Below are 21,700 nucleotides of genomic sequence, written 5' to 3' on the forward strand. Positions count from 1 at the left end.
ATCAGCACCGTAATGTGTCGATTCAGCACGAGATATCCCTGGTGTACGTTCGAGAATAGCTCCCGAAACCTCGAATGAGACGGCGCCGCCGTCCACCACAGCACCCCAGGGAGAAACCATGAAATCCGTCCTGCATCCGTTGCGTGGCGCGCTAGCCGCGCTCTGTGCCTTTTCCACGCTTGCCGCGGCGCCTTCCGCGCACGCCGAGTATCCCGAACGCGCCGTCTCGCTGGTGGTTGGCTACCCGGCAGGCGGCAGCGTGGACCTGACGGCGCGCCTGTTTGGCGAGGAGCTGGCCAAGCGCCTGGGCCAAAGCGTGGTGGTCGAGAACGTGGGCGGCGCCGGCGGCACCATCGGCGCGCAGCGCGTGGCCCGCGCCGCGCCGGACGGCTACACCTTGCTGCTGGGCTCCACCAATGAAATGGTGATCGCCAGCATGATCAACAACGCGGTCAAGTACGACAGCGTCAAAGATTTCTCGCCACTGGGCGTGATTGCCTCGCAGCCGATGCTGCTGGCCGCCAGCAAGAACTCCGGCGTGAAGACCGCCGCGGAGTACCTGCAGAAACTGCGCGCGTCCGCGCCCGGAAGCTTCAACTATGGCTCCTCCGGCGTGGGCACCACGCTGCACCTGGCGGGCGAGATGATCAATCAGTCGACGGGCACGCGCGCCGAACATGTGCCGTACCGCGGCGTGGCGCCGCTGGTGACCGACCTGATGAGCGGCCAATTGGACTACGGCATGCTGGTGCTGTCCTCGGGCTTGCCGCAAGTGCGCGCCGACAAGATCGTGGCGCTGGGCGTTACCGAGAAAAAGCGTTCGCCGGTGGCGCCGGACCTGCCCGCCCTGGCGGAAACACCGGGATTCGAATCCGTGGACATCAGCGTCTGGTTCGCGCTCTATGGTCCGGCCGGCTTGCCGGAGCCTGTGGCCGCCAAGCTGCGCAGCGCGCTGGCCGACACGCTGAAGTCGGAGCAGTTCCGCGCCAAGATGCAGGAAGCCGGTGGCGTGCTGTCGCAGCCGGGCCTGGACCCGGCCGCCTACCAGGCAGAGGAAACCAAGAAGTACGGCGCGCTGGTCAAGGCCGCCAAGATCGAAGCCCAGTAACGCGAAGCCCAACCATCGCAACACCCCAGCATCACAGCGGATAACTATTCATGGAATTCAAGCTCCCCGTTCCCGACCTGAGCGCCGAACGCGCCGGCAATACCGGCACTCCTGGCGTGTGGCATTTCGATTCAGGCCTTCCGGGGCGCGCACTGATGGTATCCGCGCTGGTGCATGGCAATGAGCTTTGCGGTGCCTGGGCGTTGAAGGACCTGCTGGCGGCGGGGCTGCGGCCGCGTCGCGGCAGCCTGACGCTGGCATTCTGCAACCTGGATGCATTCGACCGCTTCGACCACGCCAATCACGATGCGTCGCGCTTCGTTGCCGAGGACATGAACCGCGTCTGGAGCGCCGAACGCCTGGATAACCCCACGACGCCGGACCGCCGGCGCGGCGCGGAGCTGCGTCCCTGGGTGGAGCGCGCGGACTGGCTGCTGGACCTGCATTCCATGCATGAGCCCGGCGCGCCCCTGCTGCTCACGGGCATCCTGCCGCGCAACATCGCGCTGGCGCGCCGCTTGAAAGCGCCGCAGCATGTGATCGTGGACGCGGGGCACAAGGACGGCGTGCGCATGCGGGATTTCGGCCAATTCGGCGATCCGGCGCGGGAAGACGCTTGTGCCCTGTTGATCGAATGCGGCTTCCATGGCGAATTGGCTGCGCGTGACGTGGCGCGGGACATGGTGGCGCGCATGCTGGTGGAGTCGGGCGTGATCGACGCCGCGGATGTGCCGGCAGGCTGGCTGTTGCCGGACGCGGTGGACCAGCGCGTGCTGGAAGTCACGGACGCGGTGGTCGCGCCATCCATGGATTTGCGCTTCTCCGAGCCCTGGACCGGGCTGGAGACGCTCGAAAAAGCCGGTTCCACGCTGGGCTGGGCGGATGGCCAGCCCATCGTGACGCCTTACGATCGGTGCACGCTGGTCATGCCGTCGCTGCGGCAGTTGAAGCCGGGCGTGACGGTGGTGCGGCTGGCGCGGGACTACGCCGGCTGAGTTACTTCTGCGGGGTAAACCGCAGCTCGTCCAGCTGGTAGCCCTGGGCTTTGGCGGCGTCCAGGGCTTTGTCGAGTTCTTCCTTGGGCAGTTGCGGCGAGCGGGACAGGATCCACAAGTATTTCCTGTCCGGCGTGCCGACCACCGACCAACGGTATTCGGGATCCAGGCCGATCACCCAGTAATCGCCCTTGAACGGCTTGAAGAACGAGACTTCGAGCTTGGCGTTGTTGCTGCCTTCCACCACCGTGGCGGTGCCGGACGCGGAGTCGATGTCGCCGTCCTTGGTGCGGCAGCGATTGTTCACGCCGACCGTGCCGTCGGGATGCGCGGTGTATTCGGCGGTGGTGTCTCCCACGCAGTCGCGTTGGAAGAACATGGGGAAATTCGCGATCTCGTACCACATGCCGGCGTAGCGCTTCAAGTCCACCGATTCCACGGTCTGCATGGGCGGCGGCGCGGCATGGACTATCCCCGCCACGCTGGTGGCCAAGGCCAACAGGAATGTTGCGGTGCGGCGCATGGGGAAAACCTCCTGATGTGACAGAGCGGTCCACGCCGCCCGCTGGCGGCCGGCGCGGATCAAAACCCTAACGATACGCCTTATTTGCGCGGGGCCTTCAACGCCGCGTGATAGCGGGCCACATAGGTATCGAAATCCTCGGTGTCCGATTGCTCCAGGCGTTGCTGTTCCGCCGTCGATTGCGCGGCGGCTTGCTGGTAGGCGGCCGCCAGGTCCGCGGGCAAGGCTTGCGCGCGCAGGGCGTCGGCGTGCTTGCGGCTGAGCTCGAGCGAATAGTCGTGGAATGACAGGCCGCTGTCGGAAAGCGAGGCCAGCAGACGGGCCGAAGGCGTGGATTCAGGCTGGTCCAGCTTGGCGCGTTGTGCTTGCAGGGCCTCGGCATAGGCGCTGCCGCCCAGGGCCGAGTCATACAGCGCGGCGTAGGGGGCGATCTGGTCGAGCAGTTCGTGGCCCCATTGCGTCAGGCCGATGGGTTGGCCTTCGCGGTCCAGCATCAGGCCAGGCTTGCGGCCTTCCTTGACCACGGTCGAGAAGTTGTCGGCGCTGCGCTGGCAGTAGCCGTTGGCGGGGAAGAAGGGGCTGTCGGACGCGGTGCAGAACAGCAGGAAAGCATCGACGAAGCGGCTGGTGCGCGCGTCGATGCCGACCGGCGAGTTCGGATCGATGTCCAGGCATCGGACTTCCACATATTGCACGCCGCGCTCGGCCAGTGCCGTGATCGGGCGTTCGCAGCGGCCGGTGGCGCGCTTGGGGCGGATGCTCGAGTAGTACTCGTTTTCGATCTGCAGCACGTTGGTGTTCAGCTGGATCCATTCGCCGTCGCGATGGGTGCCAATCTTCTGGTAGTCGGGCCAGGGCTGGGTCACGGCGTCATACAGGCGGCCCAGGAACGTGTCCAGGTCGTTGTAGCAGAGCTTGAGCTGCGACTGCGCCTTGTTCTGGTAGCCCAGGTCGCTCATGCGCAGGCTGGTGGCGTGGGGAAGATAGAGCGTGCTGCCGTCCAGCTTTTGCAGCGGATGCTCGCGACCGCGCAGGAAGTCGCTGGATACCGCGGGGGCGGCGCCGAACAGATACATCAGCAGCCAGGAATAGCGCGTGAAGTTGCGGATCAGGCTGATGTAGCCCCGCGAGCGGCGGTCCTGCGCGCTGCCGGGCTGCGTGTCTAGCACGGACCACAGGTCTTCGGCCAGCGAGAAGTTGTAGTGCACGCCGGCGATGCACTGCATCGTCTTGCCGTAACGCACGGCCAGGCCGCGTCGGTAAACGTGCTTGAGCATGCCGGTGTTGGACTTGCCGTACCAGGCGATGGGAATGTCGGCTTCGTCCGGGAGCGTGGCGGGCATGGACTGATTCCAGATCAGTTCATGGTCCAGCACGCTGTAGACGTGGCGGTGGGTGTTGGTCAGTTCAGCCAGCAGCGCATCCACGTCCTTGTGGGTGCCCGTGATCAGTTCGAGCAGGGATTCGGAATAATCGGTGGTGACGTGTTCGTTGGTCAGCGCCGATCCCAGGCCGGCAGGGTGCGGCTTGCGGGACAGGACGCCTTGTTCGTCCACGCGCAGGCCTTCCTTTTCGATGCCCCGCAGGGTTTGGGTCAGCAGCGATCGGTTGGCCTCCAGGCGGGAGAGGCGGTTGGCGGCGGTATCGGTCACGGGTTCTTCTCGTTTGGGTCTGTCGCCGGATTTTACGGGGTGCCGGCCTCCTGTGCCGAGGGAGCCAATACTGGGGACAGGGACAATGCCTGCGCGGTGCGCGCCAGCCACTCGTCCAGGTCTGCGTAGACCGGGTCGGCGATGGGGGCGGTTTCATTGAAAATCTCGTGCCAGGCGGTGTCGTACCAACGCAGGGTCAGCAGTTCCGCGGGCGCCCGCTGGGCGAATTGGCGGCTGCCTTCGGCAGCGACAATGGAGTCGTCGCCCGCCACCATCAACAGGGTGCGGCAGGCCAGCAGCGGGGCCTCGCGCAGGGATTCCCGGCCGCCTTCGTCCACGAAGCGGGCCAGGCGCCCGGTCATATGGCGGCGCACGAGCGGATCGCTGCGGTACGCCTTCACCACGGCCGGATCGTGGGAGATGCGGGCTGGCGCCAATCCGTGGGGCACGCGCAGGTCCGGCGCATGCAGGGACATCCAGGTCAACGTGCGCCGCACCCAGGGGGGCACGTGCACCACAAAAGGAGGCGAACTGAGCACCAGGCCGTCGATGTCGGCCATGCGGCGTAGGGCGATTCGCACGGCGACCAGGGCACCCAGGCTGTGGCCCAGCAAGATGGGCGGACGGCCGTGCTGGCGGGTCCAGGCGTGCAGGCGGTCGACGGCGTCCATCACTAGGTCGTCTTCGCGGCTCAGGGTCGCCGGCCGCCCGCCGGAGCGGCCATGGCCCCGGTGGTCGTGAGCGCCCACGGCCCATCCTCGGGCCGCCAGCCAGCGCGCCAGCCGGTCATAGCGCCCGGCATGCTCGCTAAGTCCGTGCAGCAGGTAGATACTGGGAGTGCCCGGGCCGGCGATCGGCGGGGCTACGTTGGGGGCGGCGGGCCAGACATAATTGGCCAGCGGCGTGCCGTCTGGCGCGGGGGTCATCGAAATCGGCGACAATTTCGGGCTTCCTCGAAATGAATAGACAGTCCAGGTCCTCGGGTAATGACGATTTCATCGCTGTTTCGTTTCATGTTCAAGAAAGCCGGCGCGATTGCCGCGCTGGCCCTGGTGGTCACTGCCTGCTCGCCCAGTTACAACTGGCGCGAAGTGGACGTGGCGGACGGCCACGCGCGCGCGGCATTCCCGGATCGGGTAACGACAGACACCCGCGACCTCAGGCTGGACACCCATACCTTGCGTTTTACCCTGACCAGCGCCACCGTGGGCGAGGCGGTCTTTGCCGTGGGGTCCGCGCCGCTGCCGCCCGACATCGCGAAGGATCCGGCCGCCAAGCAGGCGCTGGGCATGGCGCTGATGCATTCGCTCTATGCCAACATGCAGGCGCCGCCACCCAACGAATGGCCGCCTTACGGACAGGACATCGAGGTGCAGGGCAAGGCCATGGGCAAGCCAGGGTGGTTGCGGGCCCGGGTCTGGGTGACCGACACCATGCTGATCGAAGCCGTGGCGGCCGGTACCGTGGAGAGCCTGCCGGCCGAACGGGCGCAAGAATTCCTGCGTTCGGTCGTGATCAAGCCGTGAGATGCACGATCAGGCCCAGCCGCAGGGCCATGACCACCGCGGCGCGCCGGCCCCGCACGCCCAGTTTGGCGCAGGCATTGGACAGATGGAAATTCACGGTGCTTTCGCTTATGCCCAGGATGCGGGCGGTTTCCCAGCTGGTCTTGCCCACGGCAGCCCATTGCAGGCAACTCACTTGGCGCTTCGACAGCGGCTTGATGGTGCGGACGGGGCCCGGCGCCGGATTCCCGTTTGGGTTCAGCGCCGAGTTGGTGGGCGGAGGCGTGGCAGGTAGTGCAGTGGCTGACATGGCGATTGAAGGCGAGAGCCGGGCGATTGACAGGTTGCCTGATGCTGCCGCTCGCGCCAGCCGTCCGGCAAGCGATGATGCTTTGGCGCATCGGTCCCCTTATCTCTCACGGAATATCTTTAACGGAATACGCGCATGCCCGCTGTCGTGCAGTTTTATTTTTCGGCGATAGTCCTGATGTTGCCCCTGCTGTTTTGCGTCGGCATAGGGGTGTACTGGGGCAAGCGGGATCTTCCGTTCGGGGGCTCCTTCATCACATTGCTGGTAACGTCGGTGACCACGCCGGCCCTGGTGTTCCACACCTTCGTCACCACACATCTGGACGACCGGGCGCTGGCCGACGTGGCGGTGGCCACCTTGCTTGCACTGCTGCTGTGCGCGCTGGTATGCGCGCTGTTGCTCAAGGCTTGGAAACTGCCCGTGCGCACGCTGCTGCCTACCGCCTTCCTTCCCAACGCCGGCAACCTGGGACTGCCGATTTCGCAGATGGCGTTTGGCGACGCGGGCCTATCGGTGGCGGTCGCGTTTTTCGCGGTGAGCTCTTTTGTCATGCACACCATCGCGGTGCGGCTGCTGCCCGGGGTGAATACCAAGGGCAGTTGGAAGAGTCCCATTTTGCTGGCTTCCCTGATCGCCGTGGCCATGCGCGTCCTGCACGTGCCGGTGCCCGAGTGGCTGATCGAGACGACTCGGATGCTGGGCGCGGTGACCGTGCCGCTGATGCTGCTGAGCCTGGGCCACGCCTTGGCCCTGATTCCCGCCAATGGCTTGCGCGACGGCGCGAAGGTCGCCGCCATCCGCCTGGCCGTGGGCCTGGCGGCGGGGCTGGCAGTGGTGTGGGCGCTGGATCTCGAGCCGGTGCTGGCCGGCGCGCTCAGTCTGCAGATGGCCATGCCCTGCGCGGTGGTCAGCTACATGTACGTCAAGCGCTACACCACGCTCGGGGATACGGCTGCCGGCGCCGTGCTGGTGTCGACGGTGGCGTTCCTATTGCTGGCGCCCGTGATCCTGTGGTTCAGCCGCGGGATCTGACCATGGGCCGGCTAGGCCGCGCCTGACATGGCGCGCAATTGCGCCATCAATGCGTCAGGAATGTCCACGCCGTGTTTGAGCGCCTCGTCGCGCAGCTTGCGGCGGCGATCGCCGGGCAGGCGCACGTCCTCATCTTCCAGCATGGCCTCGACCAGGGCTTCGACGCGATCCAGATAGGCGCCGTTGCCCGCCAGCGCGCCCGGATCGATGGCCAGGAATGCCTGGCCCAGGCGCGCCGGGCCGCCTTCGTCGACGAAAAAGGATTCCGTTTCAAAGCCGAAGTGCGCGCCGGTCAGCGCGCACACCAGCAGTTCGACGATGAGCGCCAGCATCGCGCCCTTGACGCCGCCCGCGGGCAGCATGCTGCCCTCCAGCCCCGCCTTGGGGTCGGTCGTGGGCTGGCCATCGGCATCCAGCGCCCAACCCAGCGGAATGGGTTGCTTGTCGCGGGCGGCGATCATGAGCTTGCCGCGCGCCACCTGCGATAGTGACAGGTCGATCACGAGACGCGCGCCGCCGCGGCGGGGGAATACGGCGGCGATGGGGTTGGTGCCGAACAGCGGGCGCTTGCCGCCCCAGGCGGGCATGGCCGCAGGTGAATTGCTGAGCGCCAGCGCGACCAGGCCGGCGTCCGCCAGGGCTTCCAGGTGATAGGCCGCCGCGCCGAAATGGTGGCTGTTGGTGACGCCGACGAAGGATACGCCGTGTTCGCGAGCGCGTGCTGTCGCCTGTTCCGCGGCCAGCGCGCAAGCGGGGAACGCCAGGCCCGACCCCGCGTCGATCAGGGCTGCGCCGCCGCGCTCGTGCACGATGCTCGGCACGGCCGAGCCGATGGCGCGTCCGGCGCGCAAGTGGCCGGCATAGAAAGGTACGCGCGATACGCCGTGTGAGCCCAGGCCCTGGCTTTCGGCGTAGACCAGCGCCCGGGCGGTGCTGGCCGCCATTGCCGGATTGGCGCCCGCCGCGGCCAGGCCGGCCGCGGCCAGGAGTTGCAATTCGTCCAGATAGATGTGAGCCATGTCCTTCCCGTCAGGAGGCGCGCGCCGCGCATACCGCGTCGCCGCCGGTAAGTGCCATTGTCACACCGGCGGCCACCATGTCGGAAACCCGGGTGTTGGCTTCTTGCGTCAGTCCGGCGATATGCGGCGTCAGGATCAGATTGGGCGCACCGGCCAGCGGGGTCCCGGCGGGCAGCGGTTCCTGGTCAAAAACATCCAGCGCGGCGCCGCGTAAATGCCCCGTTCGCAGGGCGTTGGCCAAGGCTGCTTCATCCACGATGCCGCCGCGCGAGGTATTGATCAGCACCGCGCCCGGCCGCATGCGGGCAATGCGGTTGGCGTCCAGCAGCCGCCGCGTGCCGGGCGTGAGCGGAAGGTGCAAGGTAACGGCATCGGAATGGGTCAGCAGATCATCCAGGGACATGGCGGCGACGCCGCATTCTCGCCAGGTGGGGTGGTCCGGCGGCAGGGCCGCATCGCAGCCCGCCACGCGCATGTCCAGCCCTTGCGCGAGGCGCGCGGTCAGCCGGCCGATGCCGCCAAAACCCACGATGCCGAGCGTGCGGCCCTGCGCTTCCAGGCCTTGCGAAAGCGCCGCGCGAGGCCACGCGCCTGCCGCGACTTCGGCCGACGAGCCATAGGCGCCACGCAACAGCATCAGCACCGTGCCGACGACGTATTCGGCGACTGCGCGCGCATTCGCGCCGGTAGCGGGTATGACTGCGATGCCGCGGGCCGCGCAGGCGGCCAGGTCGATGTTGTCCAGCCCCACGCCCAGGCGGCCCACCGCCCGCAGTCGCGGGGCAGCCTGAAGCAGCGCGGCGTCCACCCGGCTGCGGTTGCGGACGATGAGGCCGTCGGCCTCGCCCGCTGCCGCCAGCAGCGCATCGCGCTGCTCCACCAGGTCGGGCGCATACCGCACGTCGAACCGCTGGCGCAGCGCGTCCACTGCGGGCGCGTCCATGAACTCGGAGATAAGGATATGCATGGGCGGGAACTCCTCCGTCAGGCGATCTGGATGTTGGCGTCGCGGATGATCTTGGCCCAGCGATCCACCTCGGATTTGAGGTATGCGCCGAACTCGGCCGGGCCGCGCGGCTGCGGCACGAAGCCCAGCTGCAGCAGCGCCTGCTTCATGGCGGGCTGCGATATCTGGCGCACGATGGCGTCGCCAATGCGCTGCACCAGTTCGGGCGGCGTGCCTGCCGGCGCCAGCACACCGGTAAAGTTCTCGACGATCAGGTCGGGGAGCCCAGCCTCCTTCACGGTCGGCACGTCGGGCAGGTCCGCGCTGCGCTCGCGGGTCGTGATGGCCAGGGCGCGCAACGAACCATTCTTCACATGCGCGAGCGATTCCGGATAGTTGGAGAACACGACGTCCAGATGGCCGCCTATCAGGTCGGTAAGCGAGGGCGCGCCGCCTTTGTAGGGGATGTGCATCATCGGCAGCCCGGTGAGCTTCTGATAAAGCGCCAACGTGAGGTGTGGCGGCGTGCCGTTGCCGCTGGATCCGGCCGACAGCGATCTGGAGCGGGCGGCCTTCGCCAGATCGGCCATGGTCTTGATGTCACTCTTGGAATTGACCACCACCATGATGGGCGAGGATGCCAGTCCCGCAAGCGGGGTGAGGTCGCGCGTCAGGTCGTAGCCCGCCTTGCCGGCGAAGAGTGTGGCGTTGGCGGCATGCGAAAGCGTGATCGCCAGCCAGGTATAGCCGTCGGGCGCGGCATGCGAGACATGTGCCGCGCCGATGTTGGCGCTGCCGCCGGGCTTGTTTTCCACCACCACGTTCCAGCGCTCGGCGTCGCTCAGGGCCTTGCCCACCTGCCGTGCGGCCACGTCCGTCAGGCCGCCGGGCGGAAAAGGCACGACGTAATTGATCGGCCGCTCGGGCCAGCCTTTCTGCGCCAGCGCGCGCTGCCACGGCGCCAGCGCACAGAGTCCGGCGGCGCCCAGGGCGCCGAGCAGGCGCCGGCGTTGCGCGGCGTCGGGGTGGTGATCGTGTTCGCTACTCATCTGTCTTCCTCCTTGGGTGGCGCCCGGGTAGGAATGCAACCGCCTGTGCTGCCGCGGCGGAAATCGCCCAGGTCTGCTGGTGTGGTTTTGAGACGATGCTGCGGGGGATGCGGGATGATGCTGACGACGGGGCGGCGCGTCCGCGAGCGTTATTGCGGACGCGCCGTCGCCGGGGACGGCAGGCGCGATCAGGCGCTTTCGAAGATGCGGGTCAGGACGAATTCGCGGTGGCCCAGCGCTTCGGCCGCGGTCCAGCGGCCGTTGGCGGTGGCCAGCATGCATTCCAGCAGCTTGTCGCCCGCCTGGTTCAGGTCGATTTCGCGTTGCAGCAGACCGCTGGTATCCACGTCGATGTGCTCGGACATGGTGCGCACCGTGCGCGGATTGGCGCAGATCTTGATGACAGGCAGGATGGGATTGCCAATGACGTTGCCCTGGCCCGTGGGGAAGAAGTGCACTGCATAGCCCGAAGCCGCGCACAGGGTGACCATTTCGGCCGCGGCGGAAGACGAGTCCATGAACCAGAGGCCGGGGCCATCGGGGATTTCGGCTTTGTCGATCACGCCGTCCACCCGGCATTGCTTGCCGATCTTTTGGATGTTACCCAGCGCCTTTTCCTCGATGGTGGTCAGGCCGCCCGCGATATTGCCCTTGGTGGGTTGGGATTCAGACAGGTCGCTGGTTTTCCAGCGGTCGATCATGGCCTGGTAGCGGTTGAACATGAACATGAAGCGCTCGCGCACGGCGTCGTTGGCGCAACGTTCGGCCACGATGTGTTCGCCGCCGGTCAGTTCCGAGGTCTCGCCGAAGACCAGGGTGGAGCCCAACGCATACAGCTTGTCGAACGCATTGCCCACGGTAGGGTTGGCGCCACAGCCGGACGTCGTGTCGGATTCTCCGCATTTGGTGGACACCCACAAATCGGCGATTGGGCATTCGCTGCGCGTCAGCGCCGTGGCGTAGTGGACGAATTCCTTGGCGCAACGCGAGGCGCGCATGATGGTGTCGTGGTCGCCGTGCAATTCGATGCTGAAGCCCATGACGGGTTTGCCGGTGGCGGCGATGCCGTCCACCACGCGCTTGGTCCAGCCTTCTTCGATGCCGATCACCACCACCGCGGCGACGTTGGGATTGCAGCCGGTGCCGATCAGGGTGCGGAAATGCAGTTCCAGGTCTTCGCCGAATTGCAGCCGGCCGTAGGGATGAGGCAGGGCCATCGTGCCCTTGATGTTGTTCGCGACGGCTTCGGCCGCGGCATTGGAAATGTCGTCCACGGGCAGGACGATGACGTGGTTGCGGACGCCGACGCGGCCATTGTCGCGGCGGTAGCCCTGGAAGGTGGTCGAGGAATTGATGATGGACATGGTGGATTCCTGTGCGGGATGGAGGGCTTACCAGCGCTTGGTCTTGATGTTGTGCACATGGGCGTGCTGGCCGGCCTTGATGGGCTCCACCACGCGGCCGATGTCGACGCCGTACTTGAAGACGGTGTCGCCCACGGCCATGTCCTTCATCGCCACCTTGTGACCGATGGGTATGTCCTGCGAGGCGCGCACATGGATGATCTTGTCTTCATCCATGATCCAGGCGTTGAGCTCCGTTCCGGCGGTGACGCCTTCCACCACGGCGACCGCCACTGTGTCCTTGGCATCGTGCAATACGGCGTGAATCATTTGTCTTCCTCTCTTGGGCTGGGGGCGCCCGGCAGATACGGCGGCGGGCGCGGATCACTACGGCCAGGAAATCTTAGGACCCGGTTTCGTGCATGTCAACTAAATCATATATATGAATTGTATGACTTGAGCAGGTTCCGTCCCCGCCGCTACACTGTGGACTCCAGATTTTTGCGATGCATCCATGAATACCAGTCTGTCCTCGACTGTGCCTTTGGGCAGTCCCTTGTATGCGCAGGTCAAGCAGGCCGTGCTGGCCGCGCTGGCGCAGGGCGAATGGAAGCAGGGCGAGGCGATACCGCCCGAGAAACTGCTGGCGGAGCGCTTCGGCGTATCCATCGGCACCTTGCGCAAGGCCATTGACGAATTGGCGGCGGAGAACATCCTGGTGCGCCATCAGGGCCGCGGCACCTATGTGGCCGTGCATACGCGCAACCATCATTTCTTCAAGTTCTTCCGCATCGTGCGCCAGGATGGCGACAAGTCCTATCCCGCGACCGAACTGCTGCGTTTTCGCCGCGTGCGGGCATCGGCCATCGCGCGCGAGAAACTCAATCTGCCCGCCGGCGCCATGGTGTTCGAGTTCCTCAACCTGCTGTCGCTCAACGGGGACGTGGTGATGATGGATGAAATCTGCCTGCCGGAATCGTGCTTTCCGGGCATGACCGAAGCGCACCTGCGCGACCGCGCCAGCACGCTGTATGCGCTGTACCAGGACGTCTTCGGCGTGAACGTGATCGCCACCGACGAGCGGCTGCGCACCTGCGTGGCCGAGCGCATGCAGGCGCGGGCGCTCGGCGTGGCCGAAGGCAGCCCCTTGCTGGAGATCCGCCGTGTGGCGTTTTCCTATAAACGGCAGGCCGTGGAATGGCGCATATCGCGGGTGAACACCGAGCGGTACGAGTACCTGGGACAGGAGCCCTGGGAGGCTGGAGCCTGAGCGCCCGACGCTGCGTCCCGCTCAAGCAGTGCTAGAATTCCTGCCGCAGTACAAAATTTTTCGGCGCCGATTTGCCTGATCCGCTTGCGGGCGCCTTCCAATAAATCCAGCTAAAGAGGTCCGTATGACCACTCCTGCCCAGAATTTGGCCGGTGATTCGGCCAGCGGGTTCGTACCCGCACCCGTCACGACTTCCGATTCCGTTGATCCCGGTTCGGTCGGCCTCGTCGCTCCCACCTTCATCCGATTCGATGAGCCCCTGTCCTTGCAGAGCGGCCAGTCGCTGGCCGCCTATGAACTGGCGGTCGAAACCTACGGCACGCTCAATGCCCAGCGCAGCAACGCGGTCCTGATCTGCCACGCGCTGAATGCGTCGCACCACGTGGCGGGACAGGCGGCGGACAACCCCAGCGACGTGGGCTGGTGGGACAACATGGTGGGCCCGGGCAAGCCCGTGGACACCAATATCTTCTTCGTGATCGGCGTCAATAACCTGGGCTCCTGCTTCGGCTCGACCGGTCCGGCCAGCATCAATCCAGAAACCGGCAAGCCCTGGGGCGCCGCTTTCCCTGTGTTGACCGTCGAGGACTGGGTGCGCGCGCAGGCGCGGGTCGCGGATCATTTTGGAATCGACCGTTTCGCGGCGGTGATGGGCGGATCGCTGGGCGGCATGCAGGCGCTCAGCTGGGCCATCACCCTGCCGGATCGGGTAGCCAATTGCGTGGTCATCGCCAGCACGCCGCGCCTGTCGGCTCAGAATATCGGCTTTAACGAGGTGGCGCGCCGCGCCATCATCACCGATCCGGATTTCCACGGCGGCGATTATTACGCCCAGGACACCGTGCCGCGGCGCGGCCTGTCGGTGGCGCGCATGATCGGGCATATCACCTATCTGTCCGATGACGACATGGCCGAGAAATTCGGCCGCGCCCAGCGCTCGCCGGCCGAAAACGGGGCTTACCACTACGGCTACGACGTCGAGTTCGAGGTGGAGTCGTACCTGCGCTACCAGGGCGAGAAGTTCACCCGCTATTTCGACGCCAACACCTATCTGCTGATCACGCGCGCGCTGGACTACTTCGATCCGGCGCGTACCACCGGCGGCGACCTGTCCCGCGCGTTGGCCCCGGCCAAGGCCGATTTCCTGCTGGTGTCGTTCTCGACCGACTGGCGCTTCCCGCCGGAACGCTCGCGCGAAATCGTGCGCGCCCTGCTCAAGAATGCCAGCCCCGTGACCTACGCGGAGATCGACGCGCCGCATGGCCACGACGCGTTCCTCCTGGAAGACGCCCGCTACCACGCCGTGGTTCGCGGCTATTACGAACGCATCGCGCGCGAGCTCGGCCTCGGCGATGCCGCCCAGACCGAAGGACGTTCCGCATGACTCCCGTGACTCCCCGCCCCGCGCACAGCGTCCTGCGGCCCGACCTGGCGCGTATCGCCAGCTGGATCGAGCCCGGCAGCCGCGTCCTGGACCTGGGTTGCGGCGACGGCGCGCTGCTGGCGCATCTGCGCGACCACAGGCAGGTGCGGGGCGCGGGCGTCGAGCTCGATGACAACTGCGTCATCGCCTGCGTGCGACGCGGGGTCGAAGTGATCCAGCAGAACCTGGAAGACGGACTGGCGCTGTTCGACGACAAGCAGTTCGACACCGTGGTGCTGTCGCAGACCCTGCAATCCATGCACCGGACCGAACACATCCTGCGCGAAATGGCGCGGGTGGCGCGCTTTGGCGTCGTGTCGTTTCCCAACTTTGGCTACTGGCCGCATGGCTGGGCCATCCTGCGCGGTCGCATGCCAGTGACGGGCCAGATGCCCTACCAGTGGTACAACACGCCGAACATCCACCTGTGCACGCTGCGTGACTTCGAACAGCTGGCCGGCGAATTGAAGCTCAGCATTCTCGAGCGCGCCACCTTCAACGAAGGGCGTGAAGTGAAGGTGTTGCCCAGCTGGCGCAGCACGCTGGCGGTGTACCGTTTCGCGTCGCCCTGACATTCCGACACGCATCCTGTCTGCAGCGCGGGCCGGTAGGCCCTAAAATGCCGCAAGCCTGTGGCCGCCAGCGGCGCGCCGGCGTGTTTCAGGAGACCGTCATTACCGTTGCATCCAACGTCTATACCAGCCCCCGCGTGGCCCCTTTGCTGGTCCTGGGCTTTGCCAGCGGATTGCCGCTGGCCCTGACCAGCGGGACCTTGCAGGCCTGGGCCACGGTGGAAAACGTACCGCTGCAGCAGATCGGTTTCCTGACCCTGGTGGGCAGCGCCTATACCCTCAAGTTTCTCTGGGCCCCGCTGGTGGACCGCTATGCGCCGCCGTTGCTGGGCCGGCGCCGCGGCTGGATGCTGCTGACCCAGTTGCTGCTGGCCGTGGCCATCATGGTCATGGGCGCATTGTCGCCGTCGTCTGCGTTGCAGACCCTGGCGCTGCTGGCCGTGCTGGTGGCCTTTCTGTCGGCCACGCAGGACATCGCTTTCGACGCGTATTGCACGGACGTGCTGCGCAAGGAGGAGCGCGGCGCGGGCGCGGCCATCAAGGTCATGGGCTACCGGCTGGCGATGATCGTGTCCGGCGGGCTGGCGCTGATCCTCGCGGACCAATGGATAGGCTGGGGCAATACCTACGTGCTGATGGGCGGGCTGATGCTGTTATGCACGCTGGCCACGTTCTGGGCGCCCGAGCCCGAGAACGTCGCCAATCCGCCGCGCACGTTGCGCGAGGCCGTGGGCGAGCCATTGCGCGAATTCTTCACCCGGCGTGGCGCGTTGGCCGTGCTGCTGCTGATCGTGCTGTACAAGCTGGGCGATGCGTTCGCGGGCGCCTTGTCCACTACATTCCTGATCCGCGGCGCGGGCTTCACGCCGACGGAAGTGGGTACGGTGAACAAGGTGCTGGGACTGGCCGCCACCATTGTCGGCGCGCTGGCCGGCGGATCGATCATGTCGCGCTGGGGCCTGTACCGGTCGCTGATGGCATTCGGGCTGCTGCAAGCGGTGTCGAACCTGGCGTATTGGCTGATCGCCGTCAGCCCCAAGAATCTTTGGCTGATGGCGGCAGGGGTGGGCATAGAAAACCTGTGTGGCGGCCTGGGCACGGCGTCCTTTGTCGGCCTGTTGATGGCGCTATGCCGCCAGCGGTTCTCGGCCACCCAGTTCGCCCTGCTGTCGGCGTTGTCGGCCGTGGGCCGCACGTATCTGGCCGGCCCGCTCACGCCGCCGCTGGTCAATGCCATGGGCTGGCCCGGTTTCTTCCTGTTGACCGTAGTGATCGCGCTGCCCGGCCTGGTGCTGCTGCACTTGTTGCGGGGCACGATAGAAACCATGGAGAAGCAGGGCGACGAAGCCTAGGATGCGGATCCCATAAAAAAACGGCGCCGAGGCGCCGTTTTTCATGCCCGCAAGGGATTATTCCTCGCCGAGCAGCCTGACGATCAGCACGTCGCTGGGCAGCGATTCCAGCAGGCGTTCGGCGACGCTGCCGATGGCGGTGCGCAGGATGCCCGTGCGACCGTGCGTGCCGGTCACGACCAGGTCGGAACGGTGGTTGAACGAATACTCCGACAGCACGGTTTCCGGCTGCCCGCATTCCAGAACCACCTTGGGGGCGGGGACCTGGGCCAGTTCGGGCGTTTCGGCGATGAACTCGCGGGCGCTCTGTTCCGCGGCCTTGTAGAAGTTGCGCGTGACCGCATCGTCCGGCACGTTCTTGCCCTGGAATGGGACGTCGTAGGAGTGGAACAGGGTCAGGTCCGCGTTCGGCACGAGTTGCAGCGCGGCGCGCAGGGCCTGGCGCGAACCCGCGGAGAAGTCGGTCGCAACCAGAACGTCGCGGTACGGCCGGCGCGGGCGGGTCTTGACGACCAGCACGGGGTGGCGCGCCTGGCGGGCCAGCTTTTCCACCGTGGTTCCCAGCAGCAGGCGGCCCAGCGTTTCATCGCGCGCGGTGCCGGTCACGATCAGCGAACAACCGTAGCTGTCGGCGGTTTCCATGATGCGGGCCAGCGGATCGCCGCTGACCACCACGACTTCTGTCGGCACGTCGGCCGCCGCCAGGTCTTCGGCCAGCTCGCGCTCGGCCACGGCCTTGTGGTCCGTCGACAGGCGTCGCCATACGGGCGTGGTCAGGCGGGCCGGCGTGGCATGGGATTCCATGACATGCAGGACGATGAGCTTGGTATTGAGTTCCTTGGCCAGTTGCAGCGCGCGGTCCAGGGCGCGGTCGCCGCGCGCGCTCAGATCGGTCGCTAGAAGGATGGGGCCAGTTTGCTGTGTCATACGTTCTCTCCCGGTTGTGACCAGAGCGCCGACTCCCGCGTGCGTGCGTTCCAGCCGTTCCGCCCTCGCGGGCACATCCCCATTGTCCCGCGGCCTTGCGGAGGGGGACTTGATAGATATCAACGCAAAGTCGAGGGTAAGGGATGGCGCGCGCGCAGGCAATGGCCGCCCGCCGCGGCGCCGGCTTAATACAATGGGGCCAGTTCAACTGCCCGCCTTCCCATGTTCCCGGATCTGTCGCCCGCTCTGCTGCACACGCTGTATCTCGTCGCCATCGTGGCGGAAGCGATGACCGCGGCGCTTTCGGCCGGCAGGCGCGACATGGACTGGATGGGGGTCTGCATCATCGCCTGCGTGACGGCGCTGGGCGGCGGCTCGCTGCGGGACGTCCTGCTCGGGCACTATCCCCTGACCTGGGTGGTGCATCCCGAATATCTTTGGATGACCGCCGGCGCCGCGATCTTCACTGCCTTGATCGCACCGGTCATGCGGCGCCTGCGCAGCCTATTCCTGCTGGCCGACGCGCTGGGCCTGGTGGCCTTTACCGTCATCGGCTGCCAGGTGGCGCAGCTGATGCAGCTGCCGGTCACGGTGGTGCTGATCAGCGGCATGATCACTGGCTGCGCGGGCGGGGTGCTGCGCGACGTGTTGTGCAACGAGGTGCCGCTGCTGTTCCGCAAGGAACTCTACGCCAGCGTGTCCTTCGTCACAGGCGGCCTGTACCTGGGCGGGCAGGCCCTGGGGCTGTCCGCCAACGCCGCCGTGCCGATCGCACTGGCGGCGGGCCTGGCGGTTCGCCTGCTGGCCCTGCGGTTCAACTGGCAGATGCCGAAGTTCGTGTACCGCGACGATTGGGACTGAAGGCAGGGCGGCAGGGCGCTCTGCAACAATTTTCTTATTTATGTTTCAAGAAATTTCTAGTATCTTCAGCATGTCTCATACCATGCATCGCGCAGTACAAGGGGAGCCGATTGGACGTCAAAGCGCCCGCCACGATTCCGTATTTCCTACAGGAACAGATTCGTGAACTGATCGTGGACGGCACGATCCGGCCCGGCCAGCCGTTGCGTGAGCAGGAACTGGAGCAACGTTTCGGCACCAGCCGCAGCCCGATCCGCGAGGCGCTGCGCCTGCTGGAACTGAGCGGCCTGGTCACGCATATCCAGCGCAAGGGCTTCCGTGTCACCCTCTACACCGAAGCGCAGATCCGCCATCTGTACCTGCTGCGCGCGGAGCTGGAATCCTATTGCCTGCGCCAGGCGGCGGAGGTCGATGACCTGACGCCCTTGCTGGCCGAGCAGCGTGGCCACGACGCAGCCATCGGGACCGCGTTGGCTGCGGGGGATGCGCAAGGCGCAATCGCGGCGGCGTGCGAGTTCTATCTGGCTGCGGCCCGCAGCACGGGCAATACCCCGCTGGCCAGCATGCTAAGCAAGCTTTACGAACAGATCGAGCCCCTGCGCTATCTGCTGGCCAGGCAGGCGATGCCGTTCACCGGGATCCAGGTCTGCACTCGCGGCGTCATCGAGGCGCTGGCCGTTCGCGATGTCGAGCGCGCGGCCGGCATGACGCGCAGCTACCTGGCGGATGTGTTGCCGGGCGTACTGGAAGCGTACCGCTACGCTTCGCTGCAGGACGAAGAAGAGCCCGCGCCGCGCTACGGCCGCGCCTGAGCCGGCCGCTGGCGGCGCACGCTAGCCCCTCGGAGGCGTGCGCACTTCAATGCCCGCGTGTTCCAGCGCCCGGCGGATGCCATCCGCGAAGAGCAGCGCGTTCGGTTGGTCGCCATGGATGCAGAGTGTGTCCGCCTGGACCGGCACGTCCTTGCCGTCGACCGACCGCACTTTGCCTTCGCGCACCATGCGCACCACTTGCGCGACCGCCTGATCCAAATCTTCAATCATCGCGCCCGCGCGCGAGCGCGGCGTAAGCGAGCCGTCGTCCTGGTAGGAGCGGTCGGCAAAGACTTCGTTGGCGGCGGCCAGGCCGATGGCGCGGGCAGCGTCGATCAGTTTGCTGCCCGCCAGCCCGTACAGGATCAGCGAGGGGTCCACGTCTTTGACCGCCTGGCAGATCGCGCGCGCCAGGCCTTCGTCCTTGGCAGCCATGTTGTAGAGCGCGCCATGCGCCTTGACGTGATGCAGGCGCGCGCCCTGCGAGGCGGCCACGCCGGCCAGCGCGCCTATCTGATAGACCACGATGTCGTAGGCCTCGTCAGGGTTGATCTGGATGACGCGGCGGCCGAAGCCAGCCAGATCCTGCAGGCTGGGATGGGCGCCCAGCGCCACGCCGCGCGCCAGCGCGGCCGCCACGGTCTTGCGCATGGTGGCGGGGTCGCCGCCATGGAAGCCGCAGGCGATGTTGGCGGAGCTGACGAACTGCAGCACCGCCGCATCGTTGCCCATGGTCCAGGCGCCATAGCTTTCGCCCATGTCGCAATTCATGTCGATGCGGGTGGTCATGGCAAATTCCTTTCTAGGCGAGGAGCGCGCGCAATGGCGCCAGCGCGTCCTGCAATTGCGTGAAGGCGCGTTCGCGCTCGCTGTCTAGCCGCTGCGCGTCTTCCAGCGCGATCAGCTGGAAGCGCAGGGTCTGGCCGGGAGCGCACTGCGCCAGGACGGGCAAATCCACCGAGGCGACCTGCGCGATCTTGGGATAGCCGCCGGTGGTCTGGCGATCGGCCATGAGGATGATGGCCTCGCCGCCCGAAGGCACCTGCACGGTGCCGAAGCAGGCGGCCTCCGATAGCATCTGGCGCGGCTGGCTCATGGACAGCGCCGGGCCGAGCAGACGGTAGCCCATGCGGTCGGACTGCGGGCTGATGCGGAATTCCGCGCCGCCGTCAAAGGCCTCGCGGGTAGCCTCGGAGAATTCGTCCCAATGCATGCCGGGCAGGAAGCGGATGTGCTCGCGGCGCTTGGCCCCCAGAGAAGCCGGCAGATAGACCCGCTGATTCCACAGCGCTTCCTGCAGGGCGTCCAGGTCGCGGTCCGGGGGGAGCGGAGCATGCAGCGGCACCTGATCGCCCTTGGCCAGCGCGCGTCCCTGGAAGCCGCCGAAACCGCTGCGCAGATAGGTGCTTTCGCTGCCCATGACGCGCGGCAGCGCAAAGCCGCCGTGCACTGCAAGATAAGCGCGCACGCCGGCGGCCGGTTTGGCGCCGAAGGCCAGCGTGTCGCCGGCCCGCGCCACCAGGGGACGATGGATCGGGATGTCCTGGCCATTGAGGGTGGCGCCGAGGTCGGCGCCGGCCAGCGCGAAACAGGTCGCCGCGTCAAAGCGCAGGGTCGGACCGGTCAGGGTCATTTCAAGCGTGGCGTGTTCGTCCAGATTGCCGGCCAGCGCGTTGGCCAGCCGGTGCGCGCGTTCGTCCATGGCGCCCGCGGCCGGGATGCCCTGATGCTGGTAGCCCTCGCGGCCGCGGTCCTGGAAGCTGGACAGCATGCCGGGCTTCAGAACGGTCACGCTCATGGCCTGGCCTCCCGGATGCGGTCGAATTCCTCGGGGCTGATGGGCACGAAACGGACCGAGTCGCCGGGTTGCAGCAAGGCAGCGGGTTCGCGGGCCGGATCGAACATGTTGAGTGGCGTGGCGCCGATGATGTTCCATCCGCCGGGCAGCCGGTTCGGGTAGATCACGGTCTGGCGGTTGGCTACCGCCACAGCGCCGCGGGGCACCGCGGTTCGCGGCGAGGCGCGGCGCGGGATATTCAGTTTCTCGTCGTGCACACCCAGATAGGCGTGGCCGGGCGCAAACCCCAGCATGAAGACCATGCTGCGCGGCTGGCTGTGCAGCTGGATGACGCCTTCGGGCGTGAGGCCGGCGGCTTCGGCGACTTCGGCCAGATCGGGGCCGTGCTCGCCGCCGTAACAGACCGGGATGTCGACCTCGCGTCCGCCGAGCGCGTCCGCGGCGATGCCTTCGGACAGCAGCTCGCCGATGCGTTCGGCCAGTTGCGCATAGGTGGGGCCGCCGCTGGCGCCGGGGCGGTAGTGCACCGCCACTGCAACGAACGAGGGCACCACGTCGGTCACGCCAACAAGCTGCGCGTCGCGCAGCTTGTTGGCCGCGGCCAGACAGGTCCTGCCCACGGCGGCATCGATCTGGTCGCCAAAGGAGACGATCAGGCAGCGATCACCCTGGGGCAGGATGCGCCAAGTGGTTTCGGCCGGAGAAGGAGGTTCTGATATTGCGTTCAACGACACGAAACCTGTAGAAGCGGATTACTTGGCGAACAGGGAATCCAGATTCTTGAACGCCTTGAATTCCAGCGCGTTGCCCGACGGATCCAGGAAAAACATGGTGGCTTGTTCGCCCACTTCACCCTTGAAGCGGATGTAGGGCTCGATGACGAATTCGGTGCCGGCGTCGGTCAGCCGCTTCGCCATTGCTTCCCATTGTTCCATGGAAAGCACGGCGCCGAAATGGCGCACCGGCACATTGTGCGAATCCACGGCGCTGGTGGCCTTGTGGCCGCATTCGCTGGGCGCCAGGTGGGCGACGATCTGGTGGCCGTAGAAGTTGAAGTCGATCCATTCGGGCGAGCTGCGGCCCTCCGGACAGCCCAGCTTTTCGCCATAGAAGGCGCGGGCTTCGGCCAGGTCGCGGACCGGGAAGGCGAGGTGGAACGGCGGCAGGTTGGTTTGAGCGGTCATGGAAGGCTCCGGGTCAGGC

General features: G+C 66.4%; 24 protein-coding genes and 1 riboswitch. Of the genes, 10 read left to right on the forward strand and 14 right to left on the reverse strand.

Going from position 1 to position 21,700, the window contains the following annotated elements; genetic code table 11:
- Nucleotides 1-118 precede the first annotated feature (118 nt).
- Together VCS63_RS05280 and VCS63_RS05285 are read left to right on the forward strand one after the other, a co-directional pair.
- The gene (locus tag VCS63_RS05280; RefSeq protein ID WP_323878778.1) at nucleotides 119-1,108 is read left to right on the forward strand and encodes a tripartite tricarboxylate transporter substrate binding protein; all 990 of its coding nucleotides are present in this window, start codon (nucleotides 119-121) and stop codon (nucleotides 1,106-1,108) included.
- A 50-nt stretch (nucleotides 1,109-1,158) separates the two neighbouring features.
- Nucleotides 1,159-2,103 carry a succinylglutamate desuccinylase/aspartoacylase domain-containing protein gene (locus VCS63_RS05285; RefSeq protein ID WP_063639340.1) on the forward strand — a complete coding sequence of 315 codons (945 nt, stop codon included), beginning with the start codon at nucleotides 1,159-1,161 and terminating at the stop codon, nucleotides 2,101-2,103.
- Nucleotide 2,104: 1 nt separating this feature from the next.
- On the opposite strand, the gene VCS63_RS05290 is transcribed toward VCS63_RS05285, so the two are convergent.
- The 3 genes from VCS63_RS05290 to VCS63_RS05300 all read right to left on the reverse strand — a co-directional run bounded on the left by VCS63_RS05290 (nucleotide 2,105) and on the right by VCS63_RS05300 (nucleotide 5,204).
- Entirely contained in the window at nucleotides 2,105-2,626 is a 522-nt protein-coding gene (locus tag VCS63_RS05290; protein WP_042795514.1) for a lipocalin family protein, read from the reverse strand.
- Nucleotides 2,627-2,706: 80 nt separating this feature from the next.
- Nucleotides 2,707-4,278, reverse strand: a complete 1,572-nt coding sequence (gshA, locus tag VCS63_RS05295; RefSeq protein ID WP_063960451.1) for a glutamate--cysteine ligase — start codon at nucleotides 4,276-4,278, stop codon at nucleotides 2,707-2,709.
- A 32-nt stretch (nucleotides 4,279-4,310) separates the two neighbouring features.
- Entirely contained in the window at nucleotides 4,311-5,204 is an 894-nt protein-coding gene (locus VCS63_RS05300) for an alpha/beta hydrolase (RefSeq protein WP_174564774.1), read from the reverse strand.
- A 60-nt stretch (nucleotides 5,205-5,264) separates the two neighbouring features.
- Between VCS63_RS05300 and VCS63_RS05305 the strand changes: the two genes are divergently transcribed.
- On the forward strand, nucleotides 5,265-5,804 hold the full coding sequence (locus VCS63_RS05305) for a hypothetical protein (protein ID WP_042795512.1): 540 nt from the start codon (nucleotides 5,265-5,267) through the stop codon (nucleotides 5,802-5,804).
- Here VCS63_RS05305 and VCS63_RS05310 read toward each other — a convergent pair.
- Entirely contained in the window at nucleotides 5,794-6,093 is a 300-nt protein-coding gene (locus VCS63_RS05310; protein WP_082884474.1) for a helix-turn-helix domain-containing protein, read from the reverse strand. The genes VCS63_RS05305 and VCS63_RS05310 overlap by 11 nt on opposite strands.
- Nucleotides 6,094-6,228: 135 nt before the next feature.
- On the opposite strand from VCS63_RS05310, the gene VCS63_RS05315 reads away from it, so the two are divergent.
- Entirely contained in the window at nucleotides 6,229-7,125 is an 897-nt protein-coding gene (locus tag VCS63_RS05315) for an AEC family transporter (protein ID WP_042795511.1), read from the forward strand.
- An 11-nt stretch (nucleotides 7,126-7,136) separates the two neighbouring features.
- Here VCS63_RS05315 and VCS63_RS05320 read toward each other — a convergent pair whose 3' ends face one another.
- The 5 genes from VCS63_RS05320 to VCS63_RS05340 all read right to left on the reverse strand — a co-directional run bounded on the left by VCS63_RS05320 (nucleotide 7,137) and on the right by VCS63_RS05340 (nucleotide 11,812).
- Nucleotides 7,137-8,144 carry an Ldh family oxidoreductase gene (locus VCS63_RS05320; protein WP_063639342.1) on the reverse strand — a complete coding sequence of 336 codons (1,008 nt, stop codon included), beginning with the start codon at nucleotides 8,142-8,144 and terminating at the stop codon, nucleotides 7,137-7,139.
- Between the two features lie 10 nt (nucleotides 8,145-8,154).
- A complete protein-coding gene (locus tag VCS63_RS05325) occupies nucleotides 8,155-9,111 on the reverse strand; it encodes a hydroxyacid dehydrogenase (RefSeq protein ID WP_323878784.1) in 957 nt (318 codons plus the stop codon).
- Nucleotides 9,112-9,128: 17 nt separating this feature from the next.
- Nucleotides 9,129-10,139, reverse strand: coding sequence for a Bug family tripartite tricarboxylate transporter substrate binding protein (locus VCS63_RS05330; protein ID WP_063639344.1), 1,011 nt, complete (start codon nucleotides 10,137-10,139; stop codon nucleotides 9,129-9,131).
- Nucleotides 10,140-10,327: 188 nt separating this feature from the next.
- Nucleotides 10,328-11,503, reverse strand: a complete 1,176-nt coding sequence (locus tag VCS63_RS05335) for a UxaA family hydrolase (RefSeq protein WP_042795508.1) — start codon at nucleotides 11,501-11,503, stop codon at nucleotides 10,328-10,330.
- A 27-nt stretch (nucleotides 11,504-11,530) separates the two neighbouring features.
- Nucleotides 11,531-11,812, reverse strand: a complete 282-nt coding sequence (locus VCS63_RS05340) for a UxaA family hydrolase (protein ID WP_042795507.1) — start codon at nucleotides 11,810-11,812, stop codon at nucleotides 11,531-11,533.
- 184 nt (nucleotides 11,813-11,996) lie between these two features.
- Between VCS63_RS05340 and VCS63_RS05345 the strand changes: the two genes are divergently transcribed.
- The 4 genes from VCS63_RS05345 (at nucleotide 11,997) to VCS63_RS05360 (ending at nucleotide 16,099) form a co-directional block, all read left to right on the forward strand.
- The gene (locus VCS63_RS05345) at nucleotides 11,997-12,752 is read left to right on the forward strand and encodes a GntR family transcriptional regulator (protein ID WP_042795506.1); all 756 of its coding nucleotides are present in this window, start codon (nucleotides 11,997-11,999) and stop codon (nucleotides 12,750-12,752) included.
- A gap of 53 nt (nucleotides 12,753-12,805) precedes the next feature.
- A riboswitch (SAM riboswitch) is annotated at nucleotides 12,806-12,887 on the forward strand.
- The gene (metX, locus tag VCS63_RS05350; RefSeq protein ID WP_063639345.1) at nucleotides 12,877-14,136 is read left to right on the forward strand and encodes a homoserine O-succinyltransferase MetX; all 1,260 of its coding nucleotides are present in this window, start codon (nucleotides 12,877-12,879) and stop codon (nucleotides 14,134-14,136) included. It overlaps the preceding riboswitch by 11 nt.
- On the forward strand, nucleotides 14,133-14,747 hold the full coding sequence (gene metW / locus VCS63_RS05355; RefSeq protein WP_042795505.1) for a methionine biosynthesis protein MetW: 615 nt from the start codon (nucleotides 14,133-14,135) through the stop codon (nucleotides 14,745-14,747). Before metX ends, metW begins: the two co-directional genes overlap by 4 nt.
- A gap of 47 nt (nucleotides 14,748-14,794) precedes the next feature.
- On the forward strand, nucleotides 14,795-16,099 hold the full coding sequence (locus VCS63_RS05360) for a muropeptide transporter (RefSeq protein ID WP_076817201.1): 1,305 nt from the start codon (nucleotides 14,795-14,797) through the stop codon (nucleotides 16,097-16,099).
- 57 nt (nucleotides 16,100-16,156) lie between these two features.
- On the opposite strand, the gene VCS63_RS05365 is transcribed toward VCS63_RS05360, so the two are convergent.
- Entirely contained in the window at nucleotides 16,157-17,026 is an 870-nt protein-coding gene (locus VCS63_RS05365; RefSeq protein ID WP_042795504.1) for a universal stress protein, read from the reverse strand.
- 222 nt (nucleotides 17,027-17,248) lie between these two features.
- On the opposite strand from VCS63_RS05365, the gene VCS63_RS05370 reads away from it, so the two are divergent.
- Both VCS63_RS05370 and VCS63_RS05375 read left to right on the forward strand, forming a co-directional pair.
- The gene (locus VCS63_RS05370) at nucleotides 17,249-17,887 is read left to right on the forward strand and encodes a trimeric intracellular cation channel family protein (protein WP_042795503.1); all 639 of its coding nucleotides are present in this window, start codon (nucleotides 17,249-17,251) and stop codon (nucleotides 17,885-17,887) included.
- A 110-nt stretch (nucleotides 17,888-17,997) separates the two neighbouring features.
- Complete coding sequence (locus VCS63_RS05375; protein WP_042795502.1) at nucleotides 17,998-18,699, forward strand: GntR family transcriptional regulator; 702 nt, start codon at nucleotides 17,998-18,000, stop codon at nucleotides 18,697-18,699.
- Nucleotides 18,700-18,720: 21 nt separating this feature from the next.
- On the opposite strand, the gene VCS63_RS05380 is transcribed toward VCS63_RS05375, so the two are convergent.
- The 4 genes from VCS63_RS05380 to VCS63_RS05395 are packed head-to-tail and all read right to left on the reverse strand — an operon-like array spanning nucleotide 18,721 to nucleotide 21,681.
- A complete protein-coding gene (locus VCS63_RS05380; protein ID WP_301881277.1) occupies nucleotides 18,721-19,488 on the reverse strand; it encodes a LamB/YcsF family protein in 768 nt (255 codons plus the stop codon).
- A gap of 13 nt (nucleotides 19,489-19,501) precedes the next feature.
- Complete coding sequence (locus VCS63_RS05385) at nucleotides 19,502-20,497, reverse strand: biotin-dependent carboxyltransferase family protein (RefSeq protein WP_238913054.1); 996 nt, start codon at nucleotides 20,495-20,497, stop codon at nucleotides 19,502-19,504.
- Nucleotides 20,494-21,225 (reverse strand): 5-oxoprolinase subunit PxpB, encoded by a 732-nt coding sequence (gene pxpB / locus VCS63_RS05390; RefSeq protein WP_063639347.1) that lies wholly within the window; start codon nucleotides 21,223-21,225, stop codon nucleotides 20,494-20,496. Before pxpB ends, VCS63_RS05385 begins: the two co-directional genes overlap by 4 nt.
- Before the next feature lie 24 nt (nucleotides 21,226-21,249).
- The gene (locus VCS63_RS05395) at nucleotides 21,250-21,681 is read right to left on the reverse strand and encodes a VOC family protein (RefSeq protein ID WP_006386852.1); all 432 of its coding nucleotides are present in this window, start codon (nucleotides 21,679-21,681) and stop codon (nucleotides 21,250-21,252) included.
- Between the last annotated feature and the right edge of the window lie 19 nt (nucleotides 21,682-21,700).

The sequence above is a fragment of the Achromobacter sp. D10 genome, from assembly GCF_035282245.1.
GTDB classification, from domain to species: domain Bacteria; phylum Pseudomonadota; class Gammaproteobacteria; order Burkholderiales; family Burkholderiaceae_B; genus Achromobacter; species Achromobacter insolitus.